The organism is Anoxybacillus flavithermus, from assembly GCF_002742685.1.
GTDB lineage: Bacteria > Bacillota > Bacilli > Bacillales > Anoxybacillaceae > Anoxybacillus > Anoxybacillus flavithermus_E.
In genome coordinates this window covers 1-9,390 of record NZ_PEDM01000049.1, presented here as the reverse complement: position 1 = coordinate 9,390, position 9,390 = coordinate 1, and the positions used below count along the sequence as shown (strand labels likewise).

Annotated in this window: 10 protein-coding genes and 1 rRNA gene; 10 read left to right on the top strand and 1 reads right to left on the bottom strand. The window is 38.5% G+C overall.

Translation table 11 applies throughout. The annotated features are described in order from the left end of the window. Window positions 1–127 precede the first annotated feature (127 nt). From rrf to rsmI, 9 genes are all read left to right on the top strand, one after another. Window positions 128–244 (top strand): 5S ribosomal RNA (rrf, locus tag CS060_RS13405). A 91-nt stretch (window positions 245–335) separates the two neighbouring features. Then, on the top strand, window positions 336–557 hold the full coding sequence (locus tag CS060_RS13400; protein WP_306559379.1) for a sigma factor G inhibitor Gin: 222 nt from the start codon (window positions 336–338) through the stop codon (window positions 555–557). 81 nt (window positions 558–638) lie between these two features. Next, window positions 639–2,063: an aminotransferase class I/II-fold pyridoxal phosphate-dependent enzyme gene (locus tag CS060_RS13395; RefSeq protein WP_099669045.1), complete on the top strand. Its 1,425-nt coding sequence runs from the start codon at window positions 639–641 to the stop codon at window positions 2,061–2,063. A 1-nt stretch (window position 2,064) separates the two neighbouring features. Next, window positions 2,065–2,694, top strand: coding sequence for a dTMP kinase (tmk, locus tag CS060_RS13390; protein WP_035050175.1), 630 nt, complete (start codon window positions 2,065–2,067; stop codon window positions 2,692–2,694). A 10-nt stretch (window positions 2,695–2,704) separates the two neighbouring features. Further along, on the top strand, window positions 2,705–3,703 hold the full coding sequence (gene holB, locus CS060_RS13385; RefSeq protein WP_035050173.1) for a DNA polymerase III subunit delta': 999 nt from the start codon (window positions 2,705–2,707) through the stop codon (window positions 3,701–3,703). Next, complete coding sequence (locus CS060_RS13380) at window positions 3,696–4,523, top strand: PSP1 domain-containing protein (RefSeq protein ID WP_035050170.1); 828 nt, start codon at window positions 3,696–3,698, stop codon at window positions 4,521–4,523. Before holB ends, CS060_RS13380 begins: the two co-directional genes overlap by 8 nt. Before the next feature lie 15 nt (window positions 4,524–4,538). After that, window positions 4,539–4,886: a DNA replication initiation control protein YabA gene (gene yabA, locus CS060_RS13375; RefSeq protein WP_035050168.1), complete on the top strand. Its 348-nt coding sequence runs from the start codon at window positions 4,539–4,541 to the stop codon at window positions 4,884–4,886. 54 nt (window positions 4,887–4,940) lie between these two features. Then, entirely contained in the window at window positions 4,941–5,675 is a 735-nt protein-coding gene (locus CS060_RS13370) for a tRNA1(Val) (adenine(37)-N6)-methyltransferase (RefSeq protein WP_035050166.1), read from the top strand. Window positions 5,676–5,681: 6 nt separating this feature from the next. Then, window positions 5,682–6,548 carry a 16S rRNA (cytidine(1402)-2'-O)-methyltransferase gene (rsmI, locus tag CS060_RS13365; protein ID WP_035050163.1) on the top strand — a complete coding sequence of 289 codons (867 nt, stop codon included), beginning with the start codon at window positions 5,682–5,684 and terminating at the stop codon, window positions 6,546–6,548. A gap of 34 nt (window positions 6,549–6,582) precedes the next feature. Here rsmI and abrB read toward each other — a convergent pair whose 3' ends face one another. Next, entirely contained in the window at window positions 6,583–6,867 is a 285-nt protein-coding gene (abrB, locus tag CS060_RS13360; protein ID WP_009360784.1) for a transition state genes transcriptional regulator AbrB, read from the bottom strand. Window positions 6,868–7,360: 493 nt separating this feature from the next. On the opposite strand from abrB, the gene metG reads away from it, so the two are divergent. Continuing rightward, window positions 7,361–9,310, top strand: coding sequence for a methionine--tRNA ligase (metG, locus tag CS060_RS13355; protein ID WP_099669044.1), 1,950 nt, complete (start codon window positions 7,361–7,363; stop codon window positions 9,308–9,310). The last annotated feature ends 80 nt before the right edge of the window (window positions 9,311–9,390 follow it).

Genomic DNA, 9,390 nt, shown 5'->3' with positions numbered 1-9,390 from the left:
GTGGCGACACGTGTAGCTGACGGATACTAATCGATCGAGGACTTAACTAAACACATAAGAAAAGCGAAGGCGACTGTTCAGCTAAGCCCTGTTATCTAGTTTTGAAGGAATTATCCTTTATATATTGCTCGGTGACGATGGCGGAGAGGTCACACCCGTTCCCATCCCGAACACGGAAGTTAAGCTCTCCAGCGCCGATGGTAGTTGGCGGGACACCGCCTGCGAGAGTAGGACGTTGCCGGGCAAAAATAAGACCAAGACGATATTTTAGTCTTGGTCTTTTTATGTTTTTTGTCCTCCTGCACTAAATGATCGTTTTTTAAGTATATTGTTATATGAAACTGGGAAAACTGTTAGCGGGAGGTGGAGAACAAATGTCTTATAGCAAAACTTGTATTATATGTAACGAGCAAAATAAAAATGGAATTTATGTTTTTCATCATTTCATATGTATGGATTGCCATAACGATCTCATCCAAACTGAAACAAATGATGAGAAATATAAATTTTACGTTGAACGATTGAAAAAAATAGGAGAGAATAAAATATACTCATAACTAAAGGCCCCTACTATGATTAGGGCCTGTTTTATTTTAATATAAATATATAAAACAACGTAAGTAGGGAAGCGAATAAAGATGGATCAAACAAACACACCTTTATATACGCTTTTATGTGAGCATGCCTCAAAACAACCGATTTCATTTCACGTACCAGGACATAAATATGGAGCTGTTTTTTATGAAGAAGCTCTTTTTTCTTTTGCGCCATTATTGCATTTAGATGTAACTGAGCTGTCACATTTAGACGATTTACATCATCCAGCAGGGGCAATTGAACAAGCACAACAGTTAGCGGCAAATTTGTATGGGGTAAAGCGCACATATTTTTTAGTTAACGGTTCTACGGCTGGGAATTTAGCTATGATTGCAGCCGCATGTGAAAAAAATAAGAAAGTCATCGTACAACGTAATTGTCATAAATCTATTTTGCATGCGCTACATCTTGTTGGGGCAACACCGATTTTTATTTCACCAGAATTTGATGAAGATGTTCAAGTGATGTCTTTTGTGTCTTTTGAAACAATTTGTAATACGTTGCGCGAGCATCCAGATGCTGCTGCACTCATTTTAACAAATCCAAACTATTACGGTATGGCTATTGATTTAACAACAATTATTCAATTGGCACATTCTTATCGAATACCTGTTTTAGTTGATGAGGCACATGGTGCTCATTTTGTGCTCGGGGAACCTTTTCCCAAATCATCTGTTGAGTGTGGAGCTGACATTGTTGTACAATCGGCCCATAAAACGCTTCCAGCCATGACTATGGGGTCTTTTTTGCACTTTAATAGTGAGCTTATCGATGAACGTACGTTAAGATACTTTTTGCAAGTTTTTCAAACAAGCAGCCCGTCTTATCCAATTATGGCTTCGCTCGATTTGGCACGGGCTTATGTAGCACGACAAACGCGTGAAACGATTGATGAAATAATTGCTCAAATTCAATTATTTAAACAAGAATTGCGGACAATTGAAGCGATTCATGTTGTGGAATCACGACATCCGCTTATCCGAACAGACTTATTAAAGATTACGTTACAAACATGTAGCGCACATTCAGGATATGAGTTACAACAGTTATTAGAAATGAATGGAATATTTACGGAAATGGCTGATCCGTATAACGTATTACTTGTTTATCCGCTTGCGAAAATGAAACAACTTCCAGCCATTACGGAACGGATAAAGCGCGCGTTGCAATCTATTCGTCGTGAGCTGCAAAATGAACGAGTACAAATTCAGTTACCGAAGCATTGTCAAGCAGTAAGTTATGAATGGACGAAGGGGCGCCAAACAAAAAAAATTTTGCTTCAAGATGCAATCGGATGTGTTTGTGCTCAAATGGTTGTCCCTTATCCACCTGGGATTCCTATTTTACTTATCGGAGAAATTGTGACAAGGCAACATATTGAGATCATTCAGTATTTAAAGAAAACGAATGCTTATTTTCAAACAGATATAGACGGAGATTACATCGAAGTGTTTCAGGAGGTATGAGATGAACTATTTATTTTTTTCATTTGAAGGCCCAGAGGGGGCAGGGAAAACAACGATCGTCCGCATGTTAAAGGATTATTTGAGTGAACAACATGTTGATGTTTTGGCGACACGTGAGCCAGGAGGGATCGATATTGCTGAGCAAATTCGTACGATCATCTTACATCCTCATAATGAACGAATGGATGCTCGAACAGAAGCTTTGCTTTATGCTGCAGCGAGACGACAACATTTAGTTGAAAAAGTAATTCCTGCGTTGAAAGATGGGAAAATAGTTCTTTGTGATCGCTTTATTGACAGTTCTCTAGCTTATCAAGGTGTAGCACGCGGTTTAGGAATAGATGAGATATTAGCTATTAATGCGTTTGCTGTTGAGAATTGGATGCCTACATTAACGATTTATTTTGACATTGACCCAGCGCTTGGATTAGCGCGCATTCGCGAAAATGGATTGCGGGAAGTGAATCGACTTGATCTAGAAGAATTATCGTTTCATGAACGAGTGCGCAATGGGTATATGACGTTATTAAACCGTTTTCCAAACCGCATAAAAAAAGTAGACGCTACTCAATCGGTAACAAAAGTGTTTGAAGACGTATGGGCGCTGATCGAGCCTTTGATAAGAAAGTGAGGGGGTTGTTATGTCTTGGGAGGCGCTTGAAACAAATCAACCACATGTAGCGAGAATGATTGTTAACAGTATTAGAAAAGAAAGAGTCGCTCATGCATATTTATTTGAAGGGCAAAAAGGGACAGGCAAAAAGGAAGCGGCTCTTTTGTTTGCTAAACGTCTCTTTTGTTTAACAAATGTATATGGAGAGCCTTGTGAAATATGTGCCAATTGCCGCCGCATTCAATCTGGTAATCATCCAGATGTCCATCTTGTTTCCCCAGATGGAAACTCCATTAAAAAACAACAAATTGAACAGTTGCAAGAGGAGTTTACAAAAACGGCTGTTGAATCGAGCCGAAAATTATATATTATAGAACATGCTGATCAAATGACTGTGCAAGCAGCCAACAGTTTATTGAAATTTTTAGAGGAACCATCAGTAAAAACGGTGGCGATTTTATTGACAGAGCAGCTTCATCGCATACTTCCGACCATTGTTTCACGTTGTCAAGTTGTTTCTTTCCACCCATTGCCAACAGAGCGAATATACGCTTATTTACAACAACAAGGTGTAGCGCGAGAGTTAGCTATATTGGCTGCAAGAGTAACCAACAATTTGGAAGAAGCATTGCGATTAAGTCAAGATGATTGGTTTGCACAAGCACGAAAAATAGTGATACAATTATATGAAGCATTAAACAAGCAATATGTACAAGCGTTACTTGTCATTCAGCAACATTGGCTCACTCATTTTACCAATAAAGAACAAATGAATATTGGGTTAGACTTATTATTATATTTATATAAAGACTTATTATATGTATTACTTGGGGAAGAACAAAAAATTGCATATGATGATTGCATGAATGAATTCCAGCGTTCGCGTTTTCTTTATTCAGAAAAGCAAATTGCTCAACATATGAGAGCCATTTTACAAGCAAAAGCGCGTTTGCATACGAATATGAATCCGCAGCTTTTAATGGAACAGTTAGTATTGCAGTTGCAGGAGGGATCTGCGTTTGTATGAAGTTGTAGGCGTTCGTTTTAAAAAAGCAGGAAAGATTTATTATTTCGATCCGGGAGATCTACCCATTTCAAATGGTGATTATGTTATTGTTGAAACAGTTCGTGGCATTGAATTCGGAAAAGTTGTTGTAGCTAAAAAACAAGTCGATGAAAAAGATATTGTTTTACCGTTAAAAAAAGTAATTCGCCTGGCCGATCCAAAAGACAAACTTGTTGTAGAAGAAAATAAAAAAGCCGCAGAAGAAGCGTATGATATTTGCTTGAAAAAAGTAGAAGAACACGGCTTAGAGATGAAACTTGTCGATGTGGAGTACACATTCGATCGCAATAAAATCATTTTTTATTTTACCGCTGATGGACGAGTTGATTTCCGTGAGCTTGTTAAAGATTTGGCTGCTATTTTTCGTACAAGAATTGAGTTGAGACAAATTGGTGTTCGCGATGAAGCGAAAATGTTAGGTGGTATCGGTCCTTGTGGGCGTATGCTTTGTTGTTCGACGTTTTTAGGCGACTTTGATCCTGTTTCTATAAAAATGGCAAAAGATCAAAATTTATCGTTAAATCCGACAAAAATATCGGGATTATGCGGTCGATTAATGTGCTGTTTAAAATATGAAAACGACGAATATGAGACTGCGAAAGAGCAGTTACCTGATTTAGGGGAAATGATTGAGACCCCCCTTGGATTAGGAAAGGTTGTTGGACTAAACATTTTAGAACGAGTGCTACAAGTTGAGTTAGTTGAAAAAGAACGGGTGGTCGAGTATACAATTGACGAATTGATAAAAGAAAAAGTTCTTCCTAATCAAGCCACAGAGTGATGGGGTGGATGGCGCGTGAATAAAAAAGAGATTTTCCAGTCAGTAACAAGTATCGAGGAACAAATTGCTCATTTGTATAAACAGCTTGGGGAGCTGAAAAGTTATCTTGGGGAGCTAATCGAAGAAAATCATCACCTCCAAGTTGAAAATGACCATTTGCGTAAACGGCTCGAACAATTGTCTGGGCAAAAAGTCGAACAAGGTAAAAAACAAGCGAAAGCAAAACTAGTTGATATTGGTGAAGGATATGATAACTTAGCTCGTCTGTATCAAGAAGGGTTTCACATTTGTAATGTACATTACGGTAGTTTGCGAACCGATGGGGATTGCTTGTTTTGTTTGTCATTTTTAAATAAAAAATAGCCTTTCTGACGAATGGTCTGGAAGGCTATTTTGCTGTAGAAAGAGGGATAAAACATGTTACGTGAAGATGAACGACTTGACTATTTGTTAGCGGAAGATATGAAAATTATTCAAAGTCCATCCGTATTTGCGTTTTCACTTGATGCGGTGTTGTTAGCAAATTTCGTATATGTCCCCATTCAAAAAGGTAATTTAGTTGATCTATGCACAGGGAATGGAGTTATCCCATTGCTATTAAGTAAACGAACAAAAGGAAAAATTATTGGCATCGAAATTCAAGAAAAAATTTATGACATGGCGAAACGAAGCGTGCAATACAACGAATTACAAGAGCAAATTGAAATCATTCATGGGGATATTAAACATATGCCTGCTTATCTTGGACATAGTAAATTTGACGTCGTGACGTGCAATCCTCCTTATTTTCCAACGCCAAACGAGGAAGAAATCAATAAAAATGAACATTTTGCGATTGCACGTCATGAAATTTATTGCACGCTAGAGGATGTTATCCGCGTCAGCAGTCAATTGCTTAAGCAAGGTGGAAAAGCTGCTTTTGTGCATCGGCCGGAGCGTTTATTAGATATCTTGACATTAATGAGACAATACCGTTTAGAGCCGAAGCGTTTACGTTTTGTTTATCCAAAGGAAGGGAAAGAAGCGAATACCATTTTAATTGAAGGAATTAAAGACGGAAATAAAGGATTGAAAATATTACCGCCTCTCATCGTATATGAACAAAATGGGGAGTATACGAGCGAGTTAAAACATATTTTATATGGGGAATGAGACGATATGAACGAACAAAAAAGTTTTATCGGAGAAGATGAAAAAGGGATTTTATACATTGTCCCGACGCCAATCGGTAATTTAGAAGACATGACGTTGCGAGCGATCGAAACGTTACGAACGGTCGATTTCATTGCGGCTGAAGATACGCGTCAAACGAAAAAATTGCTAAGTCATTTCGACATTCATACGCCGCTTGTGAGTTACCATGAACATAATAAACAAGCGCGAGGGGAGCATATTATTGCTTCACTTTTGCAAGGAAAACACGTTGCTTTAGTGAGTGATGCAGGGACTCCAACGATTTCTGATCCAGGTCACGAACTTGTTGTTGAAGCGTTACAAGCACAATGTAAAGTTGTGCCTCTTCCCGGTGCGAATGCAGCTATCACAGCGCTGACAGCTTCTGGACTACCGACAACTCATTTTTATTTTTACGGATTTTTATCGCGACATAAAAAAGAAAAGAAGAAAGAGCTTGAACAATTAAAACATATAAAAGATACGCTTATTTTTTATGAGGCGCCGCATCGTCTCCAAGAAACGTTAACAATCATGCATCATATATTCGGAAATCGAAAAATGGTTATAGCGCGTGAATTAACAAAAAAATTCGAACAATTTATTCGAGGAACGATTGAAGAAGTGATACATTGGGCAGAACATCATGAAGTGCGCGGGGAGTTTTGCCTTCTTGTGGAAGGGAATCATATGCCAGACGAACAATCAGTATGGTGGGATGATTTAACGATTGTTGAACATGTCAACTATTACATGGAGGCGAAGCAATATACTTCGAAAGAAGCAATTAAACAAGTAGCAAAAGATCGACAATTGCCAAAACGCGATGTATATGAAGCGTATCATAAGTAAAAAAGTTTCTCTAGAAAAATCTAGAGAAACTTTTTTATTTTGACTGTTGAAGAACGTTTTGAATTTCTTGTAGTAACGCCTCTGCGCCTTCTTTGCTTAAAATGATTTTTCCATCTGCAAGCTTGTAGTTATCGTCAGACACTTCCCCTGTTACTACGCAAGTCATGTTTGGTTTGTATTTTTTCAAAATGATGCGCTCATCATCTACATAAATTTCTAACGCATCTTTCTCTGCGATTCCTAATGTACGGCGCAATTCGATTGGAATAACAACACGACCTAACTCATCGACTTTACGAACAATACCTGTTGATTTCATCTTTATTCTCCTCTCCTTTTTTCATCTTTTTTCGTCAATATTCGACAAAATCTCTATGGATTTATCATAACAACTTTTCCATTAAGCGTCAATCCTTTTATATGCAATGATTAAAAAAAATGTATGATTTACATGTCGTTGCATATAAAATTCGACAAAATTATAGTTGAAATGACAAAAACCAAATGATTTTACAATAGATGCATAACAGTTTTTAACTACTTTTCAAGACGATACAAACCTTATTATAAAGATTATTCGACAAAATTCAACATAAATTCGACAAAAATGTCGATATGTTTTCGACAAAATTCGACAAAAACTACTATTTGTTGATAATCTCATATGGAATAGTTGACAGCGCTCTCTATTTTTATGTATATTTTGGTGAGATAAGAGGAATAGATGTATTGATCAAGAATAGAAGTATGTAATCGCTCTCGTCCTTTGGGCGGGAGCGTTTCTACTACACGTGCAACAAGGAGGGGTAAAAGTGACGAAAAAGACGTTTTATATTACTACACCTATTTATTATCCGAGCGATAAATTACATATCGGCCATGCTTATACGACGGTAGCTGGCGATGCAATGGCAAGATATAAACGGATGCGTGGCTACGACGTGATGTATTTAACAGGAACGGATGAACATGGTCAAAAAATTCAGCGAAAAGCAGAGGAGAAAGGTGTTACTCCACAGCAGTATGTCGACGAAATTGTTGCGGGGATTAAAGAACTTTGGGAAAAACTAGATATTTCTTATAACGACTTTATTCGTACAACAGAACAGCGCCATAAACAAGTCGTTGAAAAAATTTTTGCTCGCCTTTTAGAACAAGGGGATATTTATTTAGATGAATATGAGGGATGGTATTGCACCCCATGTGAATCGTTTTACACGGAGCGACAACTAGTTGAAGGAAATTGTCCGGATTGCGGACGTTCTGTAGAAAAAGTAAAAGAACAATCGTACTTTTTCCGCATGAGCAAATATGTCGATCGTTTATTAGCGTTTTATGAAGAAAATCCGCAATTTATTCAGCCAGAATCGCGTAAAAACGAAATGATCAACAATTTCATCAAGCCGGGGTTAGAAGACTTAGCTGTATCGCGTACAACATTTGACTGGGGCATTCCTGTTCCGGGCGACCCGAAACATGTCATTTATGTATGGATTGATGCGTTGTCAAACTACATTACTGCGCTAGGATACGGAACAGAAAATGACGAAAAGTATAGGACGTATTGGCCGGCTGATGTTCACCTTGTTGGAAAGGAGATTGTTCGTTTCCATACGATTTATTGGCCAATTATGTTGATGGCTCTAGATCTTCCGCTTCCGAAAAAAGTGTTCGCACACGGTTGGTTGCTTATGAAAGATGGAAAAATGTCAAAATCGAAAGGAAATGTCGTTGATCCCGTTACGTTAATTGATCGTTACGGTCTTGATGCGTTGCGGTATTATTTGCTTCGTGAAGTGCCGTTTGGCTCAGATGGTGTGTTTACACCAGAAGGTTTTGTCGAACGCATTAATTACGATTTAGCGAACGATTTAGGGAACTTACTAAATCGAACAGTAGCGATGATCGAAAAATATTTTGCCGGCCGTATTCCTGCATATCGTGGCACGCACACCTCATTTGATGAACAACTTGTGCAGACGGCATATGATACGGTGAAACAATATGAAGAAGCGATGGAACAAATGCAATTTTCACAAGCTTTAGCAGCTATTTGGCAACTTATTAGCCGCACGAACAAATATATTGATGAAACGCAACCATGGGTATTGGCGAAGGACGAAGCAGCGCATGAACAGTTAGCTTCCGTCATGTCGCATTTAGCGGAGTCTCTTCGTTATGTAGCTGTTTTATTGCAACCGTTTTTAACAGCAACGCCAAAACGGATGTTTGCTCAACTTGGCATTCAAGATGAGCAATTCATGAGCTGGGACAGCTTACAAACGTTTGGCGCTTCACAACATGAGCGAGTGGTTGTAAAAGGCGCACCACTGTTTCCGCGTTTAGACGTTCAAGAGGAAGTGCAATATATTCAGTCACAGATGAAGGGGACAGTAGCAAATACAGAAGAAAAACAAGAACAAAACGAGGAAACAAGCGAAGAAATTACAATTGACGATTTTATGAAAGTCGATTTGCGTGTGGCACAAGTTGTTCACGCTGAACCAATTCCAAAAGCAGATCGCTTACTTAAGCTGCAACTTGATTTAGGATATGAGAAACGTCAAGTTGTATCAGGTATTGCCAAATACTACAAACCAGAAGATTTGATTGGGAAAAAAGTCATTTGCGTGACGAACTTAAAACCTGTGAAATTGCGTGGAGAGTTATCGCAAGGCATGATTTTAGCAGGAGAAAAAGACGGTGTATTATCATTAGCGACAGTAGATGAATCGCTTCCAAATGGTGCAAAAGTGAAGTAAAGAGGTGTTGCAAAGACACCTCTTTTGGTGTGCTCGGCATGGGTGCAATCTATAGGGTGAAAGTCCCGAACTGCGAAGGC

What these genes read in the sequence shown, in the direction of transcription:
- CS060_RS13400 (WP_306559379.1), top strand. Translation starts at nt 336, where the DNA reads ATGAAACTGGGAAAACTGTTAGCGGGAGGTGGAGAACAAATGTCTTAT.
- CS060_RS13395 (WP_099669045.1), top strand. Translation starts at nt 639, where the DNA reads ATGGATCAAACAAACACACCTTTATATACGCTTTTATGTGAGCATGCC.
- tmk (WP_035050175.1), top strand. Translation starts at nt 2,065, where the DNA reads ATGAACTATTTATTTTTTTCATTTGAAGGCCCAGAGGGGGCAGGGAAA.
- holB (WP_035050173.1), top strand. Translation starts at nt 2,705, where the DNA reads ATGTCTTGGGAGGCGCTTGAAACAAATCAACCACATGTAGCGAGAATG.
- CS060_RS13370 (WP_035050166.1), top strand. Translation starts at nt 4,941, where the DNA reads ATGTTACGTGAAGATGAACGACTTGACTATTTGTTAGCGGAAGATATG.
- rsmI (WP_035050163.1), top strand. Translation starts at nt 5,682, where the DNA reads ATGAACGAACAAAAAAGTTTTATCGGAGAAGATGAAAAAGGGATTTTA.
- abrB (WP_009360784.1), bottom strand. Translation starts at nt 6,867, where the DNA reads ATGAAATCAACAGGTATTGTTCGTAAAGTCGATGAGTTAGGTCGTGTT.